The organism is Kineococcus halophytocola (assembly GCF_041276425.1).
GTDB lineage: Bacteria > Actinomycetota > Actinomycetes > Actinomycetales > Kineococcaceae > Kineococcus > Kineococcus halophytocola.
The window spans coordinates 37,907-62,543 of sequence record NZ_JBGFTU010000005.1 but is presented as its reverse complement, the minus strand read 5'-3'; the positions used below and the strand labels follow the sequence as shown (position 1 = coordinate 62,543).

The following is a 24,637-nucleotide window of genomic DNA, read 5'->3' as shown; positions in this document are numbered from 1 at the left end:
ACCATGGACCCCCACCCCCCGGCCCCGGGACCCCCCGCGCAGCCGGTGCTGTCCACCCGTGACGTGCAGGTCCTGCACGTCGACGGACTGCGGTTCCGCGACCTCGACCGCGACGGCCGGCTCGCCCCCTTCGAGGACTGGCGGCTGACCCCCCAGCAGCGCGCCGACGACCTGCTCGCCCGCCTCGACCTCGCCCAGCGCGCCGGCCTGCTCGTCCACGGCAGCCTCACCACCGCCGGCACCACCTACGACGTCGCCGCCACCGCCCGCGACATCGCCGAGCGGCACGTCACCACGTTCATCACGCGCCTGTCGGCCGAGCCGCAGCAGATCGCCGAGGCCAACAACCTCGTGCAGCTCATCGCCGAGCAGCAGCCGTTCGCGATCCCCGTGCTGATCTCCAGCGACCCCCGCAACGGCTTCTCCGAGGTCGAGGGCCAGACCGTGGCCGGCAGGGGCACCACCTCCCTGCCGAACCCGACCGGTCTCGGCGCCGCCGGCGACCCCGACCTGACCCGCCGCGCCGGTGACGTCGTGCGCCAGGAGTTCCGCGCGATGGGCATCGCCCAGCTCCTGGGGCCGCAGGCCGACCTCGCGACCGAACCGCGCTGGACGCGCATCGACGGGACCTTCGGGTCGGACGCCCTCGCCGTCCGCGACCAGGTCCGCGCCCACGTCGAGGGAGTCCAGGGCGGCGCCGGTGGGCTGACCCGCGACAGCGTCGCCACCGTCACCAAGCACTGGGCCGGTTACGGCGCCCAGGTCGACGGCTACGACTCGCACTACTTCTACGGTCGCTACGCCGCGTTCCCCGGCGGGAACTTCGACGAGCACCTCCTCCCCTACGACGGGGCCTTCGAGGCGGGGACGGCCGGCATCATGCCGACCTACTCGATCCTTCGGGGTCTGGTGCGCGGCGGGCACGAGGTCGAGCAGGTCGGCGCCGGGTTCAACTCCTACCTCCTGCGCGACGTGCTGCGCGGGGAGAAGGGGTTCGACGGACTCGTCCTGTCGGACTGGGCGATCACCGGCGACTGCCCGCAGGAGGCCAAGGACAACAGGCCCCCGAACAGCTTCGTCGGCCCCTGGGGCGTGGGGATGCCCTGGGGGATGGAGGACGCCTCCCGCACCGAGCGGTTCGCCAAGGCCCTCAACGCCGGGGTGGACCAGATCGGCGGGGACCCCGACTCCGCGCAGGTCGTGGCGGCCGTCGAGCAGGGGCTGCTCAGCGCCGAGCGCGTCGCCCGGGCCGCCCGCCGCGTGCTGGTGCAGAAGTTCCAGCTCGGGTTGTTCGAGAACCCCTTCGTCGACCCCGCGGCCGCCGCCCGGCTCGCCGGGAACGACCGGTTCCAGCGGATCGGCGACGAGGCGCAGGAACGTTCGCTCACCCTGCTGCAGAACACCGGTGGCCTGCTGCCCGTCGACCGGGCCTCGGTCCGCACCGTCTACCTGGCCGGGGTCGACCCCGCCGCCGCGGCGGCCCGCGGCCTGCGCGTCACCGACGACCCGGCGCAGGCCGACCTCGCCGTCGTGCGCATCGCCGACCCGCGCGCGGGGGCCGACCTCACCGGCCTGGAACCGACCGGGGAGCAGGCGGACGTCCGGCTGCTGCGCGCCGCCGCGGCGACCGGGACCCCGACCGTCGCCGTGCCCAAGCTGGACCGCCCGCTCATCCTCACCGGCGTCGCCGCCACCGCCGACGCCGTGCTCGCCAACTACGGCGTCTCCGACGGCGTGCTGCTCGACACCGTCCTGGGGGTGCGCGCACCGGGCGGGCGGCTGCCGTTCGAGCTGCCGTCCTCCACGGCCGCCGTCGAGGCGCAACTGCCCGACGTGGCCGACGACTCGGCCGACCCGCTCTTCCCCCGCGGGGCGGGGTTGTCCTACGACCGGCCCCGCGCCCGGCGCTGAGCACCACCGGTGGGTCCCCCCTCGGGGACCCACCGGACCTCGATCAGGAGACGGTGACCGTCTTGGTGTCCCCGGTCACCGGCCCGGCCTCGCCGCCGGACTCGTCCGGGGCGAACACGGCGACGGTGTAGGTGCCGGCGGGCACCTGCGCGGTGAAGGTGAACTCCCCGAACGTCCCGTTCGCCCCCGCCTGCACGGCGTCGCGGGCGACCTCGGTCCCCGCCGCGTCCGTCAGCGTGTACAGGAGCGTGCCCTCGAAGGCGGTCCCGACGCCCTTCACCGTCACCGACCCCGCGCCCGGGGTCACCGAGGTGATCCACGCCGGGGCCTGCACCTCGGCCTGCGGGGCCCGCGAGACCGTCTCGGCCACGGTCGTCCCGAACAGCGAGGGCCGGGCCCGCCCGTCGACGCGGACCTCGACCGGGTCGTTCGAGCCCGCGGCCGCGGTGACGGTGTGGACGAGCTGCTGCACCGCCAGCTGCGCCCCGCCGGCCCCGGCGGTGCCGCTCGCGGCCGCCGCGGACAGGTCGACGACGAGGCGGCCGCCGCCGGCGGTCACGGTCGCGTCCGGGTCCGCCGACCACGGGCTGGAGTAGTCCGGGTCGGACGGCTTCCCGGCCAGCATGGCGCGCAGCGCGTTCGTCGGGTCGTTCTCGCCGGTCCCGGCCTCCACGTACTCGCGGAACAGCCTCGCCGGCTGGCCGCCGACCCAGTAGACGGGGACCGTCGCGGCGCCGGACGGCAGCGACCCGGTCGCGGCCCCGGTCCCCGCACCGGTGGCGGGGGCGTCGGTCGTCGAGGCGGAGCTCGTGGCCCCGGACGTCGAGGCGGACGAGGCGGACGTCGCGGCGGACGAGGAGGCGGGCGACGAGGGGTCCGCGGCGGACGTCTCGGGGGCGGCGGACGTGCTCGCCGCGACCGTGCTGACGTTGTCGTCGGCGCGCTGGGTGACCGCGTAGGCGCCACCGCCCACGACGACGACGGCGGCGACCCCGGCCACGGCGGACCAGGCGCGGGAACGGCGGCGGGCGGCTCGGCTGGTCATGCGGATCTCCTCGAGTCGGTCGGTGGGTCGTGCGTCGGCCGCGCGGGCGGCCAGGGCGTCGCGCAGCCTGCGCGCGGTGGGGCTCAGGTCGTCGTCGCCGTCGGGGTCCGGCAGCGGACCCGACGGGGTCACGTCACTCACTGGTGGTCCTCCCGGCTCATCGCCTCGCGCAACGCGGACAGCCCGCGGTGCGCGTGCGTCTTGACGGCGCCCCGGCTGATGCCGAGGACGTCGGCGATGTCCTGCTCGGACATCTCGCCCTGGTACCGCAGCACCAGGACCTCCCGCTGCCGCGCCGGCAGCCCGTCGAGGGCGGCCAGCACGGCCCGGTGCTCCGAGGCCCGCACGGCGTGCTCCTCGGGACCCTCCGGCGCGGGGTCGGGCAGCGGTCGCCGCCGGTCGGCCACGACCCGGTGCCTGAGCACGTCCCGGGCCCCGTTGACGACGCTCGTGCGCAGGTAGGCGACGGCGGACCCCTTGTCCGCCAGCCGGTCCCACCGGCGGTGCAGGGTGACGAAGGCGTCGGCCACGACCTCCTCGGCGCTCGCCGACTCGCCCATGAGCGAGGCCGCGAGCGCCACGAAGCGCCGCCAGTGCGCCGCGTACAGCGCCCCGACGGCCTCGTCGGCCGACCACGAGCGCGGGTCGTCAGCGACCACCGCGCGCTCCCTCATCACCATCACACCGTGTAGACGAGTCACGCAGGGTCACGGTTGACATCCAACCGGACAATCTTCGCGCCGGGTGCCGAGGGTGCGCCCCGGGGTCCCGCGAGTAGCGTGCGGGGGCATGGCCGAGGTCTCCCGCGTGCAGCGCGCCCCCGACGACCTGTTCCTCAAGATCGTGGCCGGGGAGATCCCCGCGACGATCGTCCACTCCGACGACCTCGTCGTCGCCTTCGAGGACGTGAACCCGCAGGCGCCCGTCCACGTCCTGGTCGTCCCGCGCGAGCGGTACGAGAACGTCGCCGAGCTCGCCGCGGCCTCCCCGCAGGCCCTGGCCCGGCTCGTGGAGGTGGCCCAGCGCATCGCCGACGAGCGGTGCGGCGGGGAGCACCGCCTCGTCTTCAACACGGGCACGGCGGTGGGCCAGTCGGTCTTCCACGTGCACGCTCACGTGCTCGGTGGCCGGGACTTCACCTGGCCCCCCGGCTGATCACACGGTTGGATGGTGCGCCATGTGCGGCTTGTGCGGTGAGGTCAGGTTCGACGGGCACGCGGCCGACGTGGCGGCGGTGCAGCGGATGTCGCAGACGCTGGCGCCCCGCGGCCCCGACGGGGAGGGTGTCTGGGCCCAGGGCCGCGTCGCCTTCGGGCACCGCCGGCTGTCGATCATCGACCTGTCGGCGTGCGGCGCCCAGCCCATGCAGGACCCCGAGCTGGGGCTGACGGCGGTCTTCAACGGCTGCATCTACAACTACCCGCAGCTGCGCGAGGAGCTGACGGGGTACGGCTACCGGTTCACCTCGACCTCGGACACCGAGGTCATCGTCAAGGGCTACCACCGCTGGGGCACCGACGTCGTGGACCACCTCGTCGGCATGTTCGCCGTCGTCGTCCACGAGCGCGACACCGGCCGCGTCGTGCTCATGCGCGACCGCCTGGGCATCAAGCCGCTGTACCTGGCCGAGACGCCGGGCCGGCTGCGGTTCGCCTCCAGCCTGCCCGCGCTGCTGGCCGCCGGGGACGTGGACACCACGATCGACCCCGTCGCGCTGCACCACTACCTGACCTGGCACGCCGTGGTCCCGGCCCCGCACACCGTCCTGCAGGGGGTGCGCAAGCTGCCGCCGGCGACGGTCCGCGTCGTCGAGCGCGACGGCACCTCCCGCGAGCACCGGTACTGGTCCCCGGACCACGTGCGCCGCGAGCAGTTCGCCGGGTTCTCCGAGCGGGATTGGGAGGACGCCGTCCTGGAGTCGCTGCGGACCGCCGTGCGCCGGCGCACCGTCGCCGACGTGCCCGTGGGGGTGCTGCTGTCGGGCGGGCTGGACTCCAGCCTCATCACCGCCCTGCTCGCCGAGCAGGGCCAGCAGGACCTGGCGACGTACTCCATCGGGTTCGAGTCCGTCGGTGGCCGCGAGGGCGACGAGTTCGAGTACTCCGACGTCATCGCGCAGCGGTTCGGCACGGACCACCACCGCATCCGCGTCACCGGTGACGAACTCGTCGGGGCCCTCCCGCACGCCGTCGGGGCGATGGCCGAACCGATGGTCAGCCACGACGTCGTCGCCTTCGACCTGCTCTCCCAGCAGGTCTCCCAGACCATCAAGGTCGTGCAGTCCGGGCAGGGCGCCGACGAGGTGTTCGGCGGGTACCACTGGTACCCGCCGCTGACCGGGCTGACCCCCGCGCAGGGGGTCGACGCCTACGCGCGGGCGTTCTTCGACCGCGACCACGCGCAGATGGCGCAGGTGCTGAACCCGCAGTGGATGACGGCGAGCGACGTCTCCCGCGAGTTCGTCGAACGCCACTTCACCCGGCCCGGGGCCGACACGGCCGTGGACGCGGCGCTGCGGCTGGACACCGAGGTGATGCTCGTCGACGACCCGGTCAAGCGCGTGGACAACACGACGATGGCGTGGGGTCTGGAGGCGCGCGTGCCGTTCCTGGACCACGAGCTCGTCGAACTGGCCGCCGCGATCCCGCCGGAGCTGCAGCTGGCCAACGGCGGCAAGGGGATCCTCAAGCAGGTCGGGTACCGCGTCATCCCGCGCGAGGTCATCGACCGGCCCAAGGGGTACTTCCCGGTCCCGGCCATCACCCACCTGGAGGGCAAGGTGCTGGGCCTGGTCCGCGACGCGCTGTCCAGCCAGGCCGCCCGGGACCGCGCGCTGTTCCGCCCCGAGTACGTCGAGGGGCTGCTGGGCGACCCCAACGGCGGCCTCACCCCGCTGCGCGGGAACAAGCTGTGGCAACTGGGCCTGCTCGAGATGTGGTTGCAGCAGCACGGCATCGGCTGACGCGGGACACGGGGAGGAACACGTGTCGAACACCAAGCGCCGCACCACGGTCGCCGGGTTGCGCCAGCGCGGTCTGGACGTCCCGACGATCTCCGGGCGCACCTGGCAGCGACCCCCGCAGTGGTTCACCGAGGACATGACGCGCGACGTCGTCCTGGACATGGGGTGGGGCCGGCTCGTGCTCGGGCAGACCTTCACCGACCAGCGGGCCGTCGTCGACGCCCTGCGCGCGGAGGAGACCGGCGAGCGCGACATCGCGATGTACGTGCGCGAACCGCAGGTGCTCGTCGGGCTCGCCCCGCACGAGTTGTTCATGGACCCCTCGATCACGTTCCGGCTCCCGCTCGCGCGGTACCGGGCGCCCAAGGACCGCAACCCCGATGTCTTCGTCCGGATGGTCCGCGAACGCGCCGAGCTCGACGAGGTGAACCGGATCTACGCGGCCTGCGGGATGGTCGTCTCCGACGTGGACGTCATGTGGGCCAACCACCGGACGCGGACGTTCACCTACCTCGTGGCCGAGGACACCCGCACGGGCGAGGTCGTCGGGACCGTCACGGGGGTCGACCACGTCCTGGCCTTCGGCGACCCCGACCAGGGCACGAGCCTGTGGTGCCTGGCCGCCGACCCGCAGGCCGCCCCGCGCGGCACGGGGGAGGCGCTGGTGCGGGTGCTGGCCGAACGCTACGTCGCCCGCGGGCGGGCGATCCTGGACCTGTCGGTCATGCACGACAACGCCGGGGCCATCGCGCTGTACCGGCGGCTGGGTTTCCGGCCCGCCGCACCCGTCGTGGTCAAGCGCAAGAACCCCATCAACCGGCCGTTGTTCTCCCCCCAGCCCGAGGGGCTGGGCGACCTGAACCCCTACGCGCGGATCGTGGCCGACGAGGCCCTGCGCCGCGGGGTGCGGGTCGAGGTCACCGACGCCCCCAGCGGGGAGATGCGCCTGACGTACGCGGGCCGCTCCCTGCTGACCCGCGAATCGCTGTCGGAACTCACCAGTGCCGTGGCGATGTCGCGGTGCGACGACAAGCGCGTCACCCGCCGCCTGCTGGCCAGCCACGGCGTGCGGGTGCCGCGGGCCGTGGAACTGGCGCAGGACCCGTTGCAGGACAGCGGGGGACTGGAGCAGTGCGACCGGCTCGTCGCCGAGACCGGCCCCGTCGTGGTCAAACCCGCCCGCGGGGAGCAGGGCAAGGGGATCACCGTCGGCGTGCGCGGCGGGGACGAGCTGCGCGCGGCCGTCGCGGCGGCCGCGGGGCACTGCCCCGACGTCCTCGTGGAGGAACTGGTCGCAGGGCAGGACCTGCGGATCGTCGTCATCGACCACGAGGTCGTCGCCGCCGCGGTGCGCCGGCCCGCGGCCGTCATCGGCACCGGGACCCACGACATCCGGGCGCTGATCACCGCGCAGAGCCGGCGCCGGCAGGCCGCCACCGGCGGGGAGTCCAGCATCCCGCTCGACGCGACCACCGAGTCCGTCGTGGCCGACGCCGGGTACGCGATGGACGACGTCCTGCCCCGCGGGCAGCGGTTGGAGGTGCGCCGCACGGCGAACCTGCACACCGGCGGCACCATCGACGACGTCACCGACGACCTGCACCCCGACCTCGTCGACGCGGCCGTCGCGGCGAGCCGGGCCATCGGCATCCCCGTCACGGGCCTGGACTTCCTCGTCCCCGACGTCTCCGGCCCCGAGCACGTCGTCATCGAGGCCAACGAGCGGCCGGGCCTGGCCAACCACTCGCCCCGGCCCACGGCGCAGCGGTTCCTGGACCTGCTGTTCCCCGAGACCCGCCGGACCGGGGGCAGGCAGTCGGAGCAGGGGTAGCAGGGGCAGCACGGGCAGCATGGCTAGCCCCGTGCCCGGGGCGCACGACCGTTCCGGTGACGCTGGAGGGTCGTCCGCGGGAGGTCAGCGGGCGGACCAGCCGCCGTCGGAGGCGATGGTCTGCCCGGTGATCCAGCCCGCCTCGTCGCTGAGCAGCCACCCGACCAGGCGGGCGGTGTCGACCGGGGTGCTCCACCGACCGCCCGGGTGGGCCGCGGCGACGGCGGCGCGCAGCTCCTCGTCGGCGTACCCGGTGTCGTTGGGGCCGGGATCGACGCAGTTCACGGTGATCGCCTGGGGCGCGAGGTGGACGGCGAGGCTGCGGGTGAGCCCGTGCAGGGCGGCCTTGGAGGCGATGTACGGCAGCTCGGCAGGCATGGCGCCGTGGTACTGCCCGGAGGTGAACAGGACGACGCGCCCGCCGGGGCGGGTGTCGTCGTGCTGGGCGGCGAAGGCCTGCGTGAGCAGCAGGGTGGCGCGGGTGTTGACGGCGTGGCTGAGGTCGAGCTCGGCGGCGGTGAGGTGCTCGAGGTCCTGACCGCTGCTGCGGGCGTGGTTGGCGACGAGGGCGTCGACGTGGCCGAAGGCGCCCCGGGCTGCCTCGAGCACGGCGGCGGGGGCCTGCGGGTCGGCGAGGTCGGCGCTGAGGTGCTCGACTCGGCCGCCCGCGGCTCGCAGTTCGGCGAGCAGGGCCGCCGGGCCGCCGGGGTCCTCGCCCCAGGGTTGCCCGGCGTCGTGGGGGGACCAGGTGTGCAGCAGGACCGCGGCGCCGTCGGCGACGGCGCGGCGGGCGAAGGCGGCGCCGATGGCGATGCGCCGGCTGGCGCCGGTGACGATGACGACGCGGTCGTGCAGGGCTCCGGTCACGCGTCGATGATCGCCGCCGTCGAACGAGGTGTCGCCTGGTGTGCCGTACCGCCGGCGAGACGACGACGTCGGCTCCGGCTGCGTCGGCGTGCGGGAGTACGGGACGTCGCGGCTCCGGACCCGGCAGGACGGGTTCCGCGCGAGCTGCGCTCGGGGGAGCGGGTGCGGCTGAGGACGGTGGAGGAGGAGGGCGGGTCTCCTGCACCCACCGCACGTGCGGCTCGATGTGGAGTGGAGTCACCAGCAGTCAGTGACAGCGCACACGACGCGGATGACCGGGTAGTCGTCCTGACACAGTGATCCGGTGTTCAGCTACCTCAGGCGGCGACGGGACCGCTGGCGCACCGAACGGGCGCTGCAGGCGTTCTACGGCGACTGCCCGCACTGCCGCCACGACTGGCGCGGGCACGACCCCGCCGAAGGCTGCGACGACTGCCTGTACGAGATCGAGCACGAAGACCCCGACGCCCCCGCCCAACCGTGCCGAGCGAGAGCCTCTGGCTTCACTTTCGCGGCCGGTGCACCGGTGAGCTCACCCGTCGAGCAGCCGACGGCCCTGCCGGAGTGGATCGTGCAGCGCCGTGCGCGCACGGGAACGGTGACGGCCGGTCGGTGGGCTGGCGACACGCTGCACGTCGAGCCCGACGACCGGGACCCGCATGGCCGGCACCTGTACCTGACCGGTGCCGGACACGGCTGGGACGTATGGGCCGATGACGGTGACTCACTGCTGCAGTGGCTGGCCGACCCCGACTACGGGTTCCGTCTCTACGAGGAGAGGGTCTGACCTCGACGGGAAGGTAGCTGCGGCGGCGCACACAACGCGGGATGACCGAGTGGTCGCGCGGCATGTGCGGATGTTGCAGACGAGTGTCGCCAGTGCGGACGAGCCTGCGCGGCTGCTGCTAGACCGGAGTGATGAGAGAGCAACGCCGCGTGGTCGTGTGGTCCTCGACGGGCTTGGCGCTGGCGTTCGCCGTGGCAGTGGCCGGCTGCGGTTCCTCTGGGCAGGCGCGGGCCGAGGTGGCCCAGCAGCACACGGCCTCCGAGACCCCGGATGACGTGGTCCGCAGCTACCTGGACGCGATCCAGCACGAGGATGCGGACAGCGCAGCGCAGGTCTCGACTCCCGGATTCGCGGCGCAGGACCAGTGGCAGCACGGGGATGACCCGGGCTTGAAGGACGTGGAGGTCTCCTCCAAGGTCGCGCCGTACGACACCACCTGGAGCCCGGATGCGCTGAAGGCGTACGAGCAGGTGGTGTCGGTGCCGGTGACCTTCACCGTGACCGACCCCGATCAGGGCTTTCCCACGGGGGAACCTTCGGGGTGGGGGTACGTGCTGGTCCGGCACAGCGACCAGGAGCCGTGGCTGATCGCTGAAGCGGGTAACGGCTGACCGACCGGCAGCTGCAGGGCCGCTGGCTTCTCGCCAAGACCGCGACGTCGCCAGCCGCTGGCGACCGCGCACCTCGCGGGATGACCGTGACGTCTCCAGCAACGTCCCGAGGACACCGACTTTCGGGACACTGGGGCGGGACGAGCCTCGATGTACGGCTGTCACCGGCAGCTGCGGGTGGCGCACTCTTGACCGCCCCCACATGGAGGGTCTGCGGGTCTGCTGCACGATCAGGTGTCATCGACCAGTGCGGCAGACCCCGGCGAAGTGCTGCACCCCCAGGAACACCTCCCGGACGGCGAAGAAGAGGGCCAGGCCCGCGACGGCGGTGAAGACAAGCCCCACCCAGAGGGGGAGGGCGACGAGGGCGACGAAGGCGACGATCAGCGCGACGAGGGCGGTCACGCAGTCCAGGACGACCCACCCGGGCGACCGCGGAGCCGTACCGCGTCCCCGCCGCCCCGGGCGGCGGGGTGGGCCGGGCGCGGGGCCGGAGGTGACGTCAGCCACCGCTCCAGCGTGGGCCACGGGCAGGCGGTCCGCGAGATGACTGCGCGCCCGCGCACCGCGGGAGGGCAGCGGGATCGGAACAGCGGTGGGACCGGCCGGGCGGGGGGCGGGGTGACGTCCTCGCCGGTCCGACGGCCGCTCCCACCTCGGGTCGGCCGTGAGACCAGCCGTGGGACGGGCCGTGGAGCGAGCCGTGGGTGCCCCGGGACGTCGCCGGGACGACCGGGACAGGACACCCGCGGCTCGCTCCACGTGGTGACACCGGTGGGTGCGAGGGTGGGTGCGGCGCCGCGGTCGCCCCGCCCGCGAGGTCCCCCGGCGCGTCCGCGCCCGGGCCCTGAGACCATCACCGGTGATGAGCAGCCAGGCCCGCACCAGCGACCAGAAGAGTCCCGCGACCGTCGACGTCCCGATCGACGTCGAGTACCTGACGAGCACCCTCATGGAGATGCTCCGGATCCCCAGCCCCTCCGGGCGCACCGACGCGGTCATGCAGGCCGTCGGGGACCACGTCGCCGCCCTCGGCATCCCCTTCGACCTGACCCGCCGCGGCATCCTGCGCGCGACCCTGACCGGGCGCACCGACACGGTGCGCCGGGCGGTCGTCGTGCACGCCGACACCATCGGGCTCATGGTCAAGCGGGTGAAGGAGTCCGGCCGGCTGGAGGTCGTGCCCGTCGGCAGCCACAGCGCCCGCTTCTCCGAGGGCGCGCACGTGACGATCTTCACCGACGACCACGACCGCGTGTACACCGGCACGGTGCTGCCGCTGAAGAGCAGCGGGCACACCTTCGGCGACGAGATCGACACCCAGGGCGTCGGCTGGCCGCAGGTCGAGATCCGCATCGACGAGCCCGTCTCCTCCGCCGAGGACGTGCGCGCCCTCGGCGTCGAGGTCGGCGACTACGTGGCCCTGGACGCCGCCCCGCAGCTGACCCGTCGCGGCTACGTGAAGTCCCGCCACCTCGACGACAAGGCCGGTCTCGCCGCGTGCCTGGCCGCGCTCAAGGCGCTGCGCGACGCCGGCCTGCCCCTGGCCGTCAGCGCGCAGTTCCTCGTCACCATCGGCGAGGAGGTCGGGTTCGGCGCCACCCACGGGCTGGCCCCCGACGTGGCCGAGCTGGTGGCGGTGGACAACGCCGTCGTGGCCGAGGGGCAGAACTCCCGCGAGGAGATGGCCAGCGTCGCCATGCTCGACATGACCGGCCCGTTCGACTACCACCTGTCCCGCCGGCTGCACGGCCTGGCGCGCGAGCACGACATCCCCGCCGTCCGGGACGTCTACCGGCACTACCGCTCCGACGCCGCCCCCGCCCTGGAGGCCGGCATCGAGGCCCGGCACGCCCTGCTGGGGTTCGGGCTGGACTCCAGCCACGGCCACGAGCGCGCCCACGTCGACGGCCTCGTCGCCCTGGCGCGCCTGCTCGTGGTGTACCTGCAGAGCGGGCTCACGTTCGACGACTGGGACCAGGCCGACGCCGGCCCCCTCGCGGACTTCCCCAGCCGCAGCGTGCAGCCGGCCGACCCCGAACCCCTCGACCGGACCGTCGTCACGGACTGAAGGGCGCCGCGGCCGGGGTTCTGCCCCGTTGGCCCCGCGCGGTCGATCATCGACCGCGCGGGGCCACCGAGGGCAGGCCTTCCCGCCGGGGGACGGTTCCGGACGCCGGCGCGGAGGGATAGCTTGGGCGCTCCCGGGCGAAGGAGCTCCCATGCACGTCCCCACGAAGCTGCTCGACGACCCCGCCGACGCCGTCACCGACGCGCTGCGCGGGCTGGCCGCGGTCCACCCCGAGCTGACCGTCGACCTCGAGCACCACGTCGTCTCCCGCAACCACGACCACCACGGCGACCACCGGCCCGGCAAGGTCGGGCTCGTCTCCGGCGGCGGCTCCGGGCACGAACCCCTGCACGCCGGGTTCGTCGGCCTGGGGATGCTCGACGCGGCCGCGTGCGGGGCGGTGTTCACCTCCCCCGTGCCCGACCAGGTGCTGGCCGCCACCACGGCCGCCTCCAGCGGCGGCGGCGTCGTGCACGTGGTGAAGAACTACACCGGCGACGTCCTGAACTTCCAGATGGCCGCCGACCTCGCCGACGACGAGGACATCGCCGTCGAGACCGTCCTCGTCGACGACGACGTGGCCGTCACCGACAGCCTCTACACCGCCGGCCGGCGCGGCACCGGCGGGACGCTGTTCGTCGAGAAGGTCCTCGGTGCCGCCGCCGAGCAGGGCACGGCCCTGGCCGAGCTCGCCGCCCTCGGGCGGGACGTCGTCGCCCGCAGCCGCAGCTTCGGGGTGGCGCTGAGCCCCTGCATCACACCGGGTTCGGACCGCCCCGGCTTCGACCTCGAACCCGGGGAGATGGAACTGGGCATCGGCATCCACGGCGAACCGGGCCGCCGCCGCGTGCCCGTCCCGGCCACCGGGGTGGCCCGGGAGGTGGCGCGCACGTCGGTCGCGGCCATCGCCGAGGACATGCCGCTGGACGGGGAGGACCTCCTGCTGCTCGTCAACGGGATGGGCGGCACCCCGCTGCTGGAGCTGCAGGTGCTCGCCGGCGACGTCGTCGCCGAACTCACCGGCCGCGGCGCCCGCATCGCCCGGGCCCTGGTCGGCAACCACGTCACGAGCCTGGAGATGGCGGGCAGCATGGTCAGCGTCTGCCGCGCGACCCCGCAGCTGCTGCAGCTGTGGGACGCCCCCGTCCGCACCCCCGCGCTGCGGTGGGGCGCGTGAACCCCGCGCTCACCGCGGCCGGGGCGCGGGAGTGGTTGCAGCGCTTCGCGACCGCCGTCGACGAGCACGCCGCCGAGCTGACCGACCTCGACCGCCCCATCGGCGACTCCGACCACGGTGTGAACCTGCAGCGCGGGACGCGCGCCGTCCTCGCCGCGCTGGAGGCCGCCGACCCGCCCACCCCGGGCGCGGCGCTGACCAAGGCCGGGTCCACCCTCGTCAGCACCGTCGGCGGGGCCAGCGGGCCGCTGTTCGGAACCCTGCTGCGCCGGACCGGCAAGGCGCTGGGGGACAGCGGGTCCGTGGACGGGGCGGCGCTCGCCACCGGGTTGCGGGCCGGTCTGGACGCGGTCGTGGCCCTGGGCGGGGCGCAGGTGGGCGACGCGACCCTCGTCGACGCCCTGGCCCCGGCCGTGGAGGCGCTGGAGGCCGGTGGTTCCGCGGCCGAGGCCGCCGAGGCCGCCGAGCGCGGGGCCGCCTCCACCGACGACCTCGTGGCCCGCAAGGGACGGGCGAGCTACCTCGGTGACCGCGGGACCGGGCACCGCGACCCCGGGGCCGTGTCCATCGCGCTGCTCTTCGCGGCGCTCGCGGGGTCGGGTGCGGGGGAGGGGTCGTGAGCGTGCGCGTCGTCCTCCTCTCGCACAGCGCCGACGTGGCCCGCGGGGTCGCCGACCTCGCCGGGCAGGTGGCGTCCTCGGCCGCCGTCGTCCCCGTGGGCGGGACCGCGGACGGCCGCCTGGGGACCGACGCCGACGCGCTGGAGGCGGCCGTGGAGGCGGGGCTGGCCGCCGGGGAGGAGGTGGCCGTGCTCGTCGACCTCGGCAGCGCCGTCCTCACGGCCCGCACCGTGCTGGCCGACCTGCCCGACGGCGCGCCCGTCGCCCTCGTGGACGCCCCGTTCGTCGAGGGGGCCGTGGCCGCCGTGGTGACCGCCTCCACCGGGGCGGGGCTGGCCGAGGTGGTCGCGCAGGCCGAGCTCGCGCGGGACCTGCGCAAGGGCTGACCCGGCCCGTCCGGCCTGGCAGGATCCCCCCGTGCGCTGGCTCGTCGTGGACAACCACGACTCCTACACCCACAACCTCGTGCAGTTGCTGGCCGTGGCCTCGGGCACCGACCCGGTCGTCGTCAGCGACGACGACGTGGCCCCGGGGGAACTGGACCTGGCGGGTTTCGCCGGGGTCGTCGTCTCCCCGGGGCCGGGCCACCCGGCCAACCCGCGCGACTTCGCCCTGTCCGCGGACGTGCTGGCCCGCGCGCAGGTCCCCGTCCTCGGGGTGTGCCTGGGGATGCAGGGGATCGCGCTGGCCGCCGGGGCCGTCGTGGACGCCGCGCCGCGACCGCGGCACGGGTTCGTCGACCACGTCCGGCACACCGGCGGGTCCGTGCTGGCGGGGTTGCCCGACGGGTTCGCCGCCACCCGCTACCACTCCTTCCGCGTGGCCGAACCCCTGCCGGACGTCCTGGAACCGCTGGCGTGGGGGCAGGACGGCGTCCTCATGGCGGTGCGGCACCGGGAACGCCCGCAGGTCGGCGTGCAGTTCCACCCCGAGTCGGTCGCCAGTTCCTCCGGGGCGCTGATCGTGGAGAACTTCGTCCGCTGGTGCCGGCGCTGGGGGCACCCGCAGCGGTACCGGCTGCACCGCCACCGGGTCCCCGGTGTCGTGGACGCCGAGGCCGTGCTGACGCAGGTGCTGACCGGCGAGGACGTGTTCTGGCTGGACTCGGCGAGCCGCGGGGCGGGGTCGGGCCGGTTCTCCTTCCTCGGACCGCTGACGGGCCCCGCCGAGACCTCCCTCGCGGCGGTGTCGGCGTGCCTGGACGGCGTCGGGGTCGACGGCGCCCACGACGTCCCGTTCGGGTTCGCCGGCGGGTTCGTCGGCTGGGCCGGGTACGAGGCGAAGGACGAGTGCGGTTTCCCCGTCGCCGGCGACGGCTCGCGCGATGCCGGGACCCCCGCGGCCCGGTGGGTGTTCGTCGACCGGTTCCTGGTCCTGGACCACGACGAGGACGCGACGTGGGTGTGCGCGCTGTCGGACGGGCAGGACGAGCCGGCCTGGACCGGGCGGACGCTCGCGGCGCTGGACGCTCTGGAACCCGTCGGCGAGCCCGCGCCCGCCCCGGACCTGCCCGTCGTCCTGGACACGGCCCCGGACCGCTACCGGGACGACGTCGTGGCGGCGCAGGAGCAGTTGCGCGCCGGGGAGAGCTACGAGGTCTGCCTCACGACCCGGGCCCGGGTCCCCGTCGAGGGCACCCCCGGTGCGGGCGTCGCGGCCTACCGGCGGTTGCGGCGCGCGAACCCCGCCCCGTACGCGGCGTACCTGCGCACCGGCGGCGTGGAGGTGGTGGGCAGTTCCCCCGAGCGGTTCCTGCACGTGGGGCAGGACGGTGCGGTGGAGACCCGGCCCATCAAGGGCACGGCCCCGCTGGACACCGATCCCGCGGCGCTGCAGGCCGATCCGAAGACCCGCGCCGAGAACCTCATGGTCGTGGACCTGCTGCGCAACGACCTCGGCCGGGTCTGCGTGCCCGGCACGGTCACCGTTCCGCACCTCATGGTCACCGAGACCCTCGCCACCGTGCACCAGCTCGTGACGACGGTCCGCGGCCGGTTGCGCCCCGACGTCTCCGCCGTGGAGTGCCTGCGCGCCTGCTTCCCGCCGGGGTCGATGACGGGGGCGCCGAAGCTGCGCACCACCGAGATCATCGACGCCCTCGAACGGCGCCCGCGGGGGATCTACTCGGGCACGCTGGGCTGGTTCTCCCTCACCGGCGCCGCCGACCTCGCCGTCGTCATCCGCACCGCCGTGCGCGTCGGGCAGGAGTGGCACGTCGGGGCCGGCGGCGCGGTGGTGCTGGACTCCGACCCCGACGCCGAGGTGGCCGAGGTGCTGCTGAAGCTGCGGGCCCCGCTCGCGGCGCTGACGACGCGGGTCGTGGGCTGAGCCGGCCCTCGAACCGGGGACGGGGCCCCTGCCGGGAGGGGGTCAGAGCCCCAGGGCGGTGCGCTGCAGGGCCCCGGTCAGCGTCGCCGCCACGGGCAGGGGGGTTCCGTCGAGGGAGCGGACCGGCGCCGCACCGCGCAGGCTCGACAGCAACCACGCCCCCTCGGCGCGCAGCAGGTCGCCGGGGCGGCAGGCCCGCTCCTGCACGCCGAACCGCGCGGTGACCGCGGCCAGGGTCGTGCCCGGCAGGACGGCGCGACCCGCCTGCGGCGGGGTCCACCAGCGCCCCTGCGCCCGCCACAGCAGGTTCGCCGTCGGGGCCTCCAGGACCTCGCCGGCGGCGTCGAGGAACAGGGCGTCCTCGGCGCCGCGGCGCCGCGCCTCCCGCAGCGCCGCGGAGTTCACGGCGTAGGAGGACGTCTTGGCCGCCGTCAGCAGCCACGGCGCGTCCGGGACCGTGCTCGTGCCGCGGGCCAGCGTCACGACGTGGACGCCGTCCCGGCCGGCCCGCACCGTCGCCGGCACCGGGCGCAGGGTGGCCACCCCCAGCTCGCTGCGCGAGAGCGAGAGCCGCAGGGCGGCCTCGGTCCCGGCGGGGACGTCGCCGGTCAGCGAGCGCACCAGCGCCACCCACCCCGCCCGGTCGAAGGGGATCCCCACCTGGCCCGCTCCGCGGGCGAACCGGTCCAGGTGCTCCTCCAGCCGGACCGTGCGCGCGGGGTCCCCGCCGTGCACCAGCAGGGTCTCGAAGCAGCCGTCCCCCCGCAGGCCCGCGTCGTCGGCCGGCGCGACGGGGGAGTCCCAGGGGACTTCACCGGCGCCGAGGACGGCGGTGCGGGGGCGGGGGCGGGGGTCCACAGCGGGAGTGTCGTGCATCGGCCGGCGCCGGCGGGGGCCGGGCTCAGATCATCGTGGCGAGGGTGCGGTCCGGCTGGCTCACCAGCCGCGCCACCGGCCACAGCGCCACGACGGCGGCGGCCACGGCCGCGGCGGCCAGCGGGGGCAGGTCCGGTCCGGGCAGCCGTCCGCTCGCAGCGGCCGCGGCGACGACCACGGCCACGACCGCCACGACGCCGGCGGCGAGGAGGCGGGAGAAGGACTCCAGCAGGGCCGCGACGAACCCGACGACCCCGAAGCAGCCCAGTCCCAGCAGCAGCAGGGCCAGCCCGCGACCGGAGGTCGCCACCGAGTGCACGAGGGCGTAGGTGAGCACCGAGACCGCAGCGGTCAGCAGGACCAGCCGCCCGAAGGCGCCCACGATGATGCGACCGAACACCCGCCGGTGGCGTCGGCTGGACCGGTCGCCGAAGTCGGTGGAGGCCAGCGCGGCCAGCAGCACGGTCCAGATCCGGTTCAGGTGGCGACTGGCCCACACGGTCCCCAGCAGGCAGGGCACGAGGGCGATGACGGGGAACGGGCGCCAGCTGGACCACTCGACCGTGGGGTCGACCACGATGAGCAGGGCGGTGGTCCCGCCGATGGCGCCGGCGACCAGGGAGCGCGGCCACGGGGTGGGGGCGAGCGAGGAGGGCGGGCAGGTGACGATCGCGGCGGCGACCGCCGCCACCGTGAGCGTCACCACGAGCAGGACGTCGGTCACCACGGGCAGTCCCAGCCCCATCGCCGCGGTCGCCGCGAGCAGGCACGCCGCGTAGGGGATGCCCCACCCGCGCACCACGACGAGCAGACCCCCCACCCAGGTCACCACCAGGGCCGCGGGCAGGGCGGCGGCCGGCTGCAGCAGCATCGCCACGACGACCAGCAGCGACAGGACGGTGCCGCCCGCGGCGACCCCCCGGTCGGTGCGCAACCTGCCCAGGCCCCGGGCGTCGGTGAGGTAGCGCCTGCGCAGGAACCACTGCACCGCCAGGCTGATCGGCAACGCGATCTTCCAGGCCCGTTCGGTCGATCCCGCGCCGAGCGCGGTCGCCAGCGGAGCGACCCACGCCGTGGTCGCCAGCAGCGTGGCGATGAGCCCCAGGACCTCCCGGGTGGACTCCGACTGCACCACGCCCGTCACGCGGCGGGAGAAGCCGGCCGGTGAGGACGGACGGGGGATCGCCGCGACCTGACGGGCCAGGGGGAGGGCCGAGCGTGCGGTCAGGCCTCCCCAGGCCTCCAGGACGACGCTGGCCTCCAAGGCGTCCTGCGGGTCGCGTCCCAGCCCCGCCCGCACCCGGGCCGCGGCCTGCTCGGGGGTGATCCTCATCGTCTCCTCATCGTCCTGCTCCTGCTGCGGTGGTGGTCGGGAGGTCGGCGGGTCCCACGTCGAGGGGGGAGGGGGCCACGGCGCGCAGCAGGACGTCGTAGCCGTCCAGGCACCGCTGCTGGCCGAACAACCGCAGCACGCGCCGGTGCCCGCGCTCACCCAGCTGCTCGGCCAGGTCGGGGTCCACGAGCAGCGTGGTCACCGCGTCGGCCAGGGCGTGGACGTCACCGGGGGGCGCGGTCAGCCCGGCTCCGCGAACCGCGTCCAGCACGCCCCCGACCAGGGTGGTGACCACCGGGCGGGCCTGGGAGAGGGCTTCGAGCACGGACATCGGGAAGCCCTCCGAGATGCTCGTCATCAGCACCACGTCGGCTTCACCCATCACCCCGGTGGGGTCCGTGGTGGCACCCATGAACTCGAAGGAGGCCCCGAGGTCCAGCTCCCGGTGCAGGGCCAGGCAGCTGTCGCCGTACGCTTCCTGCCCCTGGGGGACGGGCCCGTAGTGCCTGAAGGTGACGTCGGGAACACGTCGGCGGACCGCCGCGGCCACCCGCAGCATGGTGTGCACGTCCTTGAGCGGGTCGAGGCGGCCGACGGAGACCACGGTCCGGCTCCGCGGCGCCGGTCGCGGGTCCCCGGGGACGGGAACGCCGTTGGGGATCGCCACGATGCGCTCGCGGGCGACCCCCAGCGCCTCCTCCCACGCCGCGTTGGCCTCCGTGACGGGAGCGACCACGTCGGCGATCGCGTACGTCAACCGGGACAGTCCCCGCGCCAGCCGCGTGGTGAGGAACCGCGCCGCGGCGGGGTCGGAGGAGCGCACGGCGGCCAGGTAGCTCTCCCGCACGTACAGCCCGTGCTCGGACAGGACCACCGGGCGCCCGTGCAACGCCTTGTCGACCGCTGCCGGCAGGCTGCACCACGCCGCTGCGGTCACCAGGGACACGTCGGCCGACGGGGTCGGCTCGGCAGCGGCACGGGCGAGCCAGTACACCGTCTGGTAGAGGTCCACCGCTCGGGAGAGGTCGAAGGCCGGTGCCGGTCCGGAGCTCCCGTCGGCTCCGGTCAGCACCCGGGCCAGCGCCACGGTGTAGTGGTGCCAGGTGTCCTCGTCCCGGAAGGTGGAGACGAGGCGGTCGGGGTGGAGACGGCACCAGACGAGGCCCTCGACCAGGGCCAGCGGGTCCGAGGACCACCCCAGGAGCCCCTCGACGATCTCGGCGGCGAGGTGCACGCGGTTGCGGGTTCGGGTCCGGGCACGTCGTGGTCCCGGAGGCCGGGGGACGCGAGCCGTCCCCCACAGGTGCAGGCGTCCGGTGGCGCGCACCTGCGGCGGCAGCTCGAAGACCGGTTCCCCGACGTCGCCGGCGGTGAAGGCGAACACCGCCCACTGCAGGTCGGGCAACCCGCGGACCAGCAGGTCGCACCACGTGCTGACCCCGCCCACGACGTGGGGGTAGGTGCCCTCGGTCAGCAGCAGCACGCGAGGAGCACCCGTCGCGCCGTTCCCGGCGGTCGCGTCGACCGGGGCGGGAACCTGCGCGGCCACCTGCGCGCTCACGCGGTCCCCGGACCCGGGACCCTCAGCCGGAGGGGTTTCCCGGTGCGCACCAGGACCCACCCCGACCGCGACCCCGCGTACTCCTCCCCGAAGCGCGCACGCCGGGGAGCGGCCATCGGACGGGTTCCCGGCGGTGCCGTCAGCGGCACCTCGACGTCGTGGTCGACCTCGATCTCGACGACGTCCCCCCGCAGCACCGCACGGGCCTCACCGCGCTGGCGCGCGGCCCCCCACCGCTGCCGCCGGCGCAGCTCGAGGGCCACGTCGTCCATCGAGGCGTTGACCAGGGACGCGTGGTCGGCCAGGTGGGAGCTGACGACGTCGAGGACGTGGCCGAGGAACGTCAGCAGGACGCGCTCACCCGCCAGGTTCACCTGGTGGGCGAACAGCGGGGCGGGGTCGTTGGTCAGCACGTGGCGCAGCACGATCGCCGTCTCGGCGCGGAGGAAGTCCTCCACCGTGGCCGCGTGGATCCCCTGGGCGGCGTACTGCGCGTTGTAGTCCTCGAGGAGGTCGCGCCAGGTGCTGACGTGGGCGTAGACGTTGCTGGGGTGACGCGGCACCGTCGTCGCCGGCCCGATCGTCGGTCCGTGCCCCGGCAGGGAGGCGTCCTCGGCGACGGCGGTGATGCCGCAGGCCTGCAGCGCCTGCGGCAGGTGGGGGTTGTCCAGACCGGAGTGCACCCCGGTGACCAGGGCGGTGGTGCTGGCCGGCAGCGACACCGAGGCGGCCCACCGCTGGTTGGCGCCGATCTCCTCGATCAACGCGGCGGTGTCCAGCCACGGCGGGGTCCCACCGGGGGTTCCGGGAACCGCCGCCCGCCCGAGGTCGAGGTGGCTCCAGGTGTGGTTGATCCAGCGGAAGTCCTCCGCGTGGTCCAGCAGGCAGCGGGTGAGGGGGTCCCGGGGGTCCGCTCCCCACCCGTTGTAGGCCAGGTCGAGGACGAACCCGCGCTGGGACTGCCACCTCCTCAGGGCGTCCACGTCCGTGGGGTCCATCCGCACGACGGCCGGCCGGTCGATCGGCGCCGGCTGGCCCTCGCGCGCGGTGGCGTTGCCCAGCAGCACGTCGTCGACGTGGCAGGACAGGTGGTGGCGGTCGACACCGGTGTGGACCCCGCGCGCGACCCAGGTCAGCAACCCCCGGGCCAGCAGCAGCCCGTGCAGCATCCACTCGTCGTGGTTGACCAGCACGAGGCCGTCCTGCAGGCCCTCGCCGTCGTCGGCGACCCCCACGACCGGGTGCCCGTCGTCGGTCTCGACGAGCGTGGTGAACCGCGCGGGCTCGATGACCGTGGCGCGGTACCCGTAGCTGCCGGGGCTGAGGGGGATCTCGCCGCGCAGGTAGCCGAAGACACCGCTGCCGGCGGCGGTGACCCGGGCCGTCAGGCCCGTGGTGTCGCGCCCGCCCCCCTCCTGCAACCCGGCGGAGGCGCGGGGGAACTCGAAGGCGGCGAGCTGACGGACCCCGAACCGGCGGCGGTAGTCCAGCAGGACCGGGGCGCTGCTCCAGAAGGCCGACGTGTCCGTCCCCGCGATGACCGCGTGGTACCGGCCGTGGTCGGGGTCACCGTCACGCAGCAGGTCCTCCGCGCGCAGCGGCCGCTCCTCGTCGGGACGCAGCACGACGTGGTCGGTCCCGGTGCGGTCCAGGACGGCTCGCCAGGCGCGGGTGGTGGGATCGTCGTCCGCCCCGGCCAGCAGCAGCACGCGCAGGTCGGTGCTCACCCCGGCCGGTTCGGCGCGGCCGAGCCAACGGGTGAACCCACCGCTCACGCCGGCGCGCGTTCGGCGTCGGCGTCGGCGTCGGAGTCGGCGACGTGCGCGCCGCGGGACCGGCGCCGCTCCACGACGCGCCGGTCGATCTCGGTCAGGGGCAGGTCCACGGCCAGCTGGCGCCGCGTCTGGGCGACCGCCACGGTCAGCGCGTCCAGGGCGTCCACGAGGGCCCGGCGCATCGACTCCGTCTGCGCTCGCACGTGGTGCGCTTCGTCCTGGGCCTCCAGGGCCTCCAGCGTCTCGGGGGACTGCTCGGAGATGACGCGCAACTGCTCCGCGACCTGGCTCAGGCTGTGCGGGCGTTGCCGTTCCAGCCTCAGCCGCATGTTCTCCCGGGTGAGCCGCTCGACCTCGCGGTGCAGCTCAGCCGTGTCACCCCCCGCCGCTCCGCCGCGTCGCCACCAGCGCACCGTCGTCATGCCACTCCTCGCGGGCGGAACCGCCCCGTCTCCCCACGTCGTCCGCGACGACCGTAACGGATGGTGGAGCGTTGAAGGTCCCGATTCCGGCAATGGTGCCGGGATACCGAGATGATCTCGCGGAGAGTAGAAATCCAGCTACTCGAGGTAGTTGTCCGGAGGGGTTCTCGGCTCGCGCACCGGTCCGGTCGCCGTCGTTCCCGGGACCGGTCAGGCCGGCGGGCAGGTGAAGCGGTACGCGTCCAGCTCGACGTTCTTCAGCATCGAGGAGAAACCCGGCAGCGGGGGCGCAGCGCAGAACTCCTCGGGGGTCATCCCGTACTCGACGTGGAACACGGCCTTCCCCGCGGCCACGAAGGGCTGCAGCGCATCGCACTCCTCGTACCTGCGGCACTGCTCGTTGACGGCGAAGTCGAAGTCGTCGACGAGCTCAGCCGCTTGGCCCACGTCGTTCTTCAACCCCACCGCGAGACCGCGCTCGTGGGCGGCCCGGGCGATCCACCGGTTGAAGCGCAACTGGTCCTGGGCCGTCAGGGGGAACCCGCTGCGGTTGGTGTAGGCGTCGACGTTGTCGGGTTCGACCGCGTCGAAACCCTTCGCGCGGCACACGTCCAGACGCCTCAGCAGGGGTTCGGCGAGCAGGTCCAGGCGCCGGACGTCCAGCCAGCGCTCGTCCGGCCAGTCCGCGAGGGGCTCACCCCGCACCACCTCGGGGAAGCTGTCCGCGTCCTCCCGGTAGCTCTCGACGGTGCCGACGCTGACGTAGCAGATCACCCGACGGCCATCGGCCCGCAACCGGTCGACGACGCTGCGCGGCACCTCCCAGTCGACGTCGTAGACGGGCACGTCGAGGGAGAGGTCCAGCTCGCCGGACAGCTGCCACTGCCACGCCGAGCCGGGCTGCGGTTGCCACCGCGCCGGGGCGGGCGGGCGCACGCGGCGCTCCCGCCGCGGCACGTGGACCTGCGGGTCCCGCTCGACCATCTCCTGCCCACCTCCTGCTCGAGGGGCGGGCACCGTGGTCGCCCCCGCGGTGCCGCGCCCGTCCTGGGTGCACCCCGGCAGGCACGAGAGCACAGCGGTGATCGCCGCGGCGACCGCCAGGGAGGTCGCGCGGCGTCGGTCGTGGTGGTCGATCCAGGCCATCGTGCCCTCCCGCGTCCCCACCCGGTCCGCGCCGCCGGTCAGGGCGGCCGCCGCGCACCTCCCACCCTAGACCGGGGGCCCGTGCTGGACCGGGGGCCCGTGTCGCGGCGGCGAGAGGTTCTGCCCGTCCGGTGCTCCGGGGCCGGGCCGGCTCCGCCGACGGTGAACCCGCGAGCCCCGGCTGGCGCCCCTCGTTAGGATCGACCCGACAGCGCGGACCCCACCGCACCCTCTCAGCACGGAGGCGAACAGCCCCTCGGGGCGATCATGGCCAGCACCGACACCACTCCCGAACCCCCGGCGCAGGCGCGGCACGTCATCGTGGTGCCGCCCGAGGTGCCGATGGTGGGTCTCCTCGGCGCTCGTGACGAGCTGCTGCGCGTCCTGGAACGGGCGTTCACCCGCACCGACGTCCTCGTGCGGGGCAACGAGATCACCGTCACCGGCGCGGCGGGCGAGGTCGCCCTGCTCGAACGGCTCGTGGACCAGATGACCGCCGTCCTGCGCAGCGGGCAGGCCCTCTCGCCCGACGCCGTCGAGCGGTCGGTCACCATGCTGCGCGCGCAGGCCGCCGGCACGGCCGACGACCGCCCGGCCGACGTGCTGACGATGAACATCCTGTCCAGCCGGGGCCGGACGATCCGGCCCAAGACGGTCAACCAGAAGCACTACGTCGAGGCCATCGACGACCACACCGTCGTCTTCGGCATCGGCCCGGCGGGCACGGGCAAGACGTACCTGGCGATGGCCAAGGCCGTGCAGGCGCTGCAGGCCAAGCAGGTCAACCGCATCGTCCTGACCCGGCCGGCGGTCGAGGCCGGGGAGCGGCTGGGCTTCCTGCCCGGCACCCTGACGGACAAGATCGACCCGTACCTGCGGCCGCTGTACGACGCGCTGCACGACATGCTCGACCCCGACTCGATCCCGCGGCTCATGGCGGCCGGGACCATCGAGGTCGCGCCGCTGGCGTACATGCGCGGGCGCACGCTCAACGACGCCTTCATCATCCTCGACGAGGCCCAGAACACCTCCCCCGAGCAGATGAAGATGTTCCTGACCCGCCTGGGGTTCGGGTCCAAGATCGTCGTGACCGGTGACGTCACCCAGGTCGACCTGCCCTCGGGCACCGAGTCGGGCCTGCGCGTCGTGCAGGACATCCTCGAGGGCATCGAGGACGTGCACTTCTCGCGCCTGACCTCCAGCGACGTGGTCCGCCACCGCCTCGTGGGCGAGATCGTCGACGCCTACGGGCGCTGGGAGGAGGCCCGCCCGCGGGTCTCGACCACGGGCCACGGCCCCCGGAAGCGGTGAGCG

At 74.6% G+C, this 24,637-nt stretch carries 22 protein-coding genes; 12 read left to right on the top strand and 10 right to left on the bottom strand.

The genetic code is table 11. The features are described from left to right. Positions 1–3: 3 nt before the first annotated feature. A complete protein-coding gene (locus tag AB2L27_RS05480) occupies positions 4–1,911 on the top strand; it encodes a glycoside hydrolase family 3 protein (RefSeq protein ID WP_370440466.1) in 1,908 nt (635 codons plus the stop codon). Positions 1,912–1,954: 43 nt separating this feature from the next. On the opposite strand, the gene AB2L27_RS05475 is transcribed toward AB2L27_RS05480, so the two are convergent. Then, a complete protein-coding gene (locus AB2L27_RS05475) occupies positions 1,955–3,097 on the bottom strand; it encodes a Gmad2 immunoglobulin-like domain-containing protein (RefSeq protein WP_370440465.1) in 1,143 nt (380 codons plus the stop codon). After that, a complete protein-coding gene (locus tag AB2L27_RS05470) occupies positions 3,094–3,615 on the bottom strand; it encodes an RNA polymerase sigma factor (protein WP_370440464.1) in 522 nt (173 codons plus the stop codon). The genes AB2L27_RS05475 and AB2L27_RS05470 overlap by 4 nt, the downstream gene beginning before the upstream one ends. Before the next feature lie 130 nt (positions 3,616–3,745). Between AB2L27_RS05470 and AB2L27_RS05465 the strand changes: the two genes are divergently transcribed. The 3 genes from AB2L27_RS05465 (at position 3,746) to ngg (ending at position 7,749) form a co-directional block, all read left to right on the top strand. Continuing rightward, positions 3,746–4,111 carry a histidine triad nucleotide-binding protein gene (locus tag AB2L27_RS05465; protein ID WP_370440463.1) on the top strand — a complete coding sequence of 122 codons (366 nt, stop codon included), beginning with the start codon at positions 3,746–3,748 and terminating at the stop codon, positions 4,109–4,111. A gap of 22 nt (positions 4,112–4,133) precedes the next feature. Beyond that, complete coding sequence (locus tag AB2L27_RS05460) at positions 4,134–5,918, top strand: N-acetylglutaminylglutamine amidotransferase (RefSeq protein ID WP_370440462.1); 1,785 nt, start codon at positions 4,134–4,136, stop codon at positions 5,916–5,918. Between the two features lie 88 nt (positions 5,919–6,006). Continuing rightward, positions 6,007–7,749: an N-acetylglutaminylglutamine synthetase gene (ngg, locus tag AB2L27_RS05455; RefSeq protein ID WP_370440596.1), complete on the top strand. Its 1,743-nt coding sequence runs from the start codon at positions 6,007–6,009 to the stop codon at positions 7,747–7,749. A gap of 84 nt (positions 7,750–7,833) precedes the next feature. Here the strand turns inward: ngg and AB2L27_RS05450 are convergent, their stop codons facing one another. Continuing rightward, entirely contained in the window at positions 7,834–8,616 is a 783-nt protein-coding gene (locus AB2L27_RS05450; RefSeq protein WP_370440461.1) for an SDR family oxidoreductase, read from the bottom strand. A gap of 304 nt (positions 8,617–8,920) precedes the next feature. Between AB2L27_RS05450 and AB2L27_RS05445 the strand changes: the two genes are divergently transcribed. Both AB2L27_RS05445 and AB2L27_RS05440 read left to right on the top strand, forming a co-directional pair. Continuing rightward, positions 8,921–9,403, top strand: a complete 483-nt coding sequence (locus AB2L27_RS05445; protein WP_370440460.1) for a hypothetical protein — start codon at positions 8,921–8,923, stop codon at positions 9,401–9,403. A 131-nt stretch (positions 9,404–9,534) separates the two neighbouring features. Next, a complete protein-coding gene (locus AB2L27_RS05440) occupies positions 9,535–10,014 on the top strand; it encodes a hypothetical protein (RefSeq protein ID WP_370440459.1) in 480 nt (159 codons plus the stop codon). A 237-nt stretch (positions 10,015–10,251) separates the two neighbouring features. On the opposite strand, the gene AB2L27_RS05435 is transcribed toward AB2L27_RS05440, so the two are convergent. After that, a complete protein-coding gene (locus AB2L27_RS05435; protein ID WP_370440458.1) occupies positions 10,252–10,419 on the bottom strand; it encodes a hypothetical protein in 168 nt (55 codons plus the stop codon). 460 nt (positions 10,420–10,879) lie between these two features. Here AB2L27_RS05435 and AB2L27_RS05430 point away from each other — a divergent pair, with 460 nt between their 5' ends. From AB2L27_RS05430 to AB2L27_RS05410, 5 genes are all read left to right on the top strand, one after another. Further along, on the top strand, positions 10,880–12,085 hold the full coding sequence (locus tag AB2L27_RS05430) for an osmoprotectant NAGGN system M42 family peptidase (protein WP_370440457.1): 1,206 nt from the start codon (positions 10,880–10,882) through the stop codon (positions 12,083–12,085). A 151-nt stretch (positions 12,086–12,236) separates the two neighbouring features. Next, positions 12,237–13,262, top strand: coding sequence for a dihydroxyacetone kinase subunit DhaK (dhaK, locus tag AB2L27_RS05425; RefSeq protein ID WP_370440456.1), 1,026 nt, complete (start codon positions 12,237–12,239; stop codon positions 13,260–13,262). Next, entirely contained in the window at positions 13,250–13,882 is a 633-nt protein-coding gene (gene dhaL / locus AB2L27_RS05420) for a dihydroxyacetone kinase subunit DhaL (RefSeq protein WP_370440455.1), read from the top strand. The genes dhaK and dhaL overlap by 13 nt, the downstream gene beginning before the upstream one ends. Beyond that, positions 13,879–14,268, top strand: coding sequence for a dihydroxyacetone kinase phosphoryl donor subunit DhaM (gene dhaM, locus AB2L27_RS05415; protein WP_370440454.1), 390 nt, complete (start codon positions 13,879–13,881; stop codon positions 14,266–14,268). Before dhaL ends, dhaM begins: the two co-directional genes overlap by 4 nt. A 31-nt stretch (positions 14,269–14,299) precedes the next feature. Then, on the top strand, positions 14,300–16,210 hold the full coding sequence (locus AB2L27_RS05410) for a chorismate-binding protein (RefSeq protein WP_370440453.1): 1,911 nt from the start codon (positions 14,300–14,302) through the stop codon (positions 16,208–16,210). A 42-nt stretch (positions 16,211–16,252) separates the two neighbouring features. On the opposite strand, the gene AB2L27_RS05405 is transcribed toward AB2L27_RS05410, so the two are convergent. From AB2L27_RS05405 to AB2L27_RS05380, 6 genes are all read right to left on the bottom strand, one after another. Beyond that, positions 16,253–17,068 (bottom strand): aminotransferase class IV, encoded by an 816-nt coding sequence (locus AB2L27_RS05405; protein WP_370440452.1) that lies wholly within the window; start codon positions 17,066–17,068, stop codon positions 16,253–16,255. Between the two features lie 43 nt (positions 17,069–17,111). Beyond that, a complete protein-coding gene (locus AB2L27_RS05400; protein ID WP_370440451.1) occupies positions 17,112–18,419 on the bottom strand; it encodes a hypothetical protein in 1,308 nt (435 codons plus the stop codon). Between the two features lie 7 nt (positions 18,420–18,426). Then, the gene (pelF, locus tag AB2L27_RS05395) at positions 18,427–19,980 is read right to left on the bottom strand and encodes a GT4 family glycosyltransferase PelF (RefSeq protein WP_370440450.1); all 1,554 of its coding nucleotides are present in this window, start codon (positions 19,978–19,980) and stop codon (positions 18,427–18,429) included. Continuing rightward, on the bottom strand, positions 19,977–21,755 hold the full coding sequence (locus AB2L27_RS05390; protein WP_370440449.1) for a hypothetical protein: 1,779 nt from the start codon (positions 21,753–21,755) through the stop codon (positions 19,977–19,979). The genes pelF and AB2L27_RS05390 overlap by 4 nt, the downstream gene beginning before the upstream one ends. Then, a complete protein-coding gene (locus AB2L27_RS05385) occupies positions 21,752–22,177 on the bottom strand; it encodes a hypothetical protein (RefSeq protein ID WP_370440448.1) in 426 nt (141 codons plus the stop codon). The genes AB2L27_RS05390 and AB2L27_RS05385 overlap by 4 nt, the downstream gene beginning before the upstream one ends. A gap of 210 nt (positions 22,178–22,387) precedes the next feature. After that, positions 22,388–23,323, bottom strand: a complete 936-nt coding sequence (locus AB2L27_RS05380; protein ID WP_370440447.1) for an endo alpha-1,4 polygalactosaminidase — start codon at positions 23,321–23,323, stop codon at positions 22,388–22,390. A gap of 267 nt (positions 23,324–23,590) precedes the next feature. On the opposite strand from AB2L27_RS05380, the gene AB2L27_RS05375 reads away from it, so the two are divergent. Beyond that, on the top strand, positions 23,591–24,634 hold the full coding sequence (locus tag AB2L27_RS05375; protein WP_370440446.1) for a PhoH family protein: 1,044 nt from the start codon (positions 23,591–23,593) through the stop codon (positions 24,632–24,634). Positions 24,635–24,637: the final 3 nt, after the last annotated feature.

Coding starts and splice junctions, on each gene's coding strand:
- AB2L27_RS05385 (WP_370440448.1), bottom strand. CDS start 22,177: ATGACGACGGTGCGCTGGTGGCGACGCGGCGGAGCGGCGGGGGGTGAC.
- AB2L27_RS05460 (WP_370440462.1), top strand. CDS start 4,134: ATGTGCGGCTTGTGCGGTGAGGTCAGGTTCGACGGGCACGCGGCCGAC.
- AB2L27_RS05430 (WP_370440457.1), top strand. CDS start 10,880: ATGAGCAGCCAGGCCCGCACCAGCGACCAGAAGAGTCCCGCGACCGTC.
- AB2L27_RS05440 (WP_370440459.1), top strand. CDS start 9,535: ATGAGAGAGCAACGCCGCGTGGTCGTGTGGTCCTCGACGGGCTTGGCG.
- AB2L27_RS05465 (WP_370440463.1), top strand. CDS start 3,746: ATGGCCGAGGTCTCCCGCGTGCAGCGCGCCCCCGACGACCTGTTCCTC.
- dhaK (WP_370440456.1), top strand. CDS start 12,237: ATGCACGTCCCCACGAAGCTGCTCGACGACCCCGCCGACGCCGTCACC.
- AB2L27_RS05400 (WP_370440451.1), bottom strand. CDS start 18,419: ATGAGGATCACCCCCGAGCAGGCCGCGGCCCGGGTGCGGGCGGGGCTG.
- AB2L27_RS05375 (WP_370440446.1), top strand. CDS start 23,591: ATGGCCAGCACCGACACCACTCCCGAACCCCCGGCGCAGGCGCGGCAC.
- AB2L27_RS05380 (WP_370440447.1), bottom strand. CDS start 23,323: ATGGCCTGGATCGACCACCACGACCGACGCCGCGCGACCTCCCTGGCG.
- AB2L27_RS05480 (WP_370440466.1), top strand. CDS start 4: ATGGACCCCCACCCCCCGGCCCCGGGACCCCCCGCGCAGCCGGTGCTG.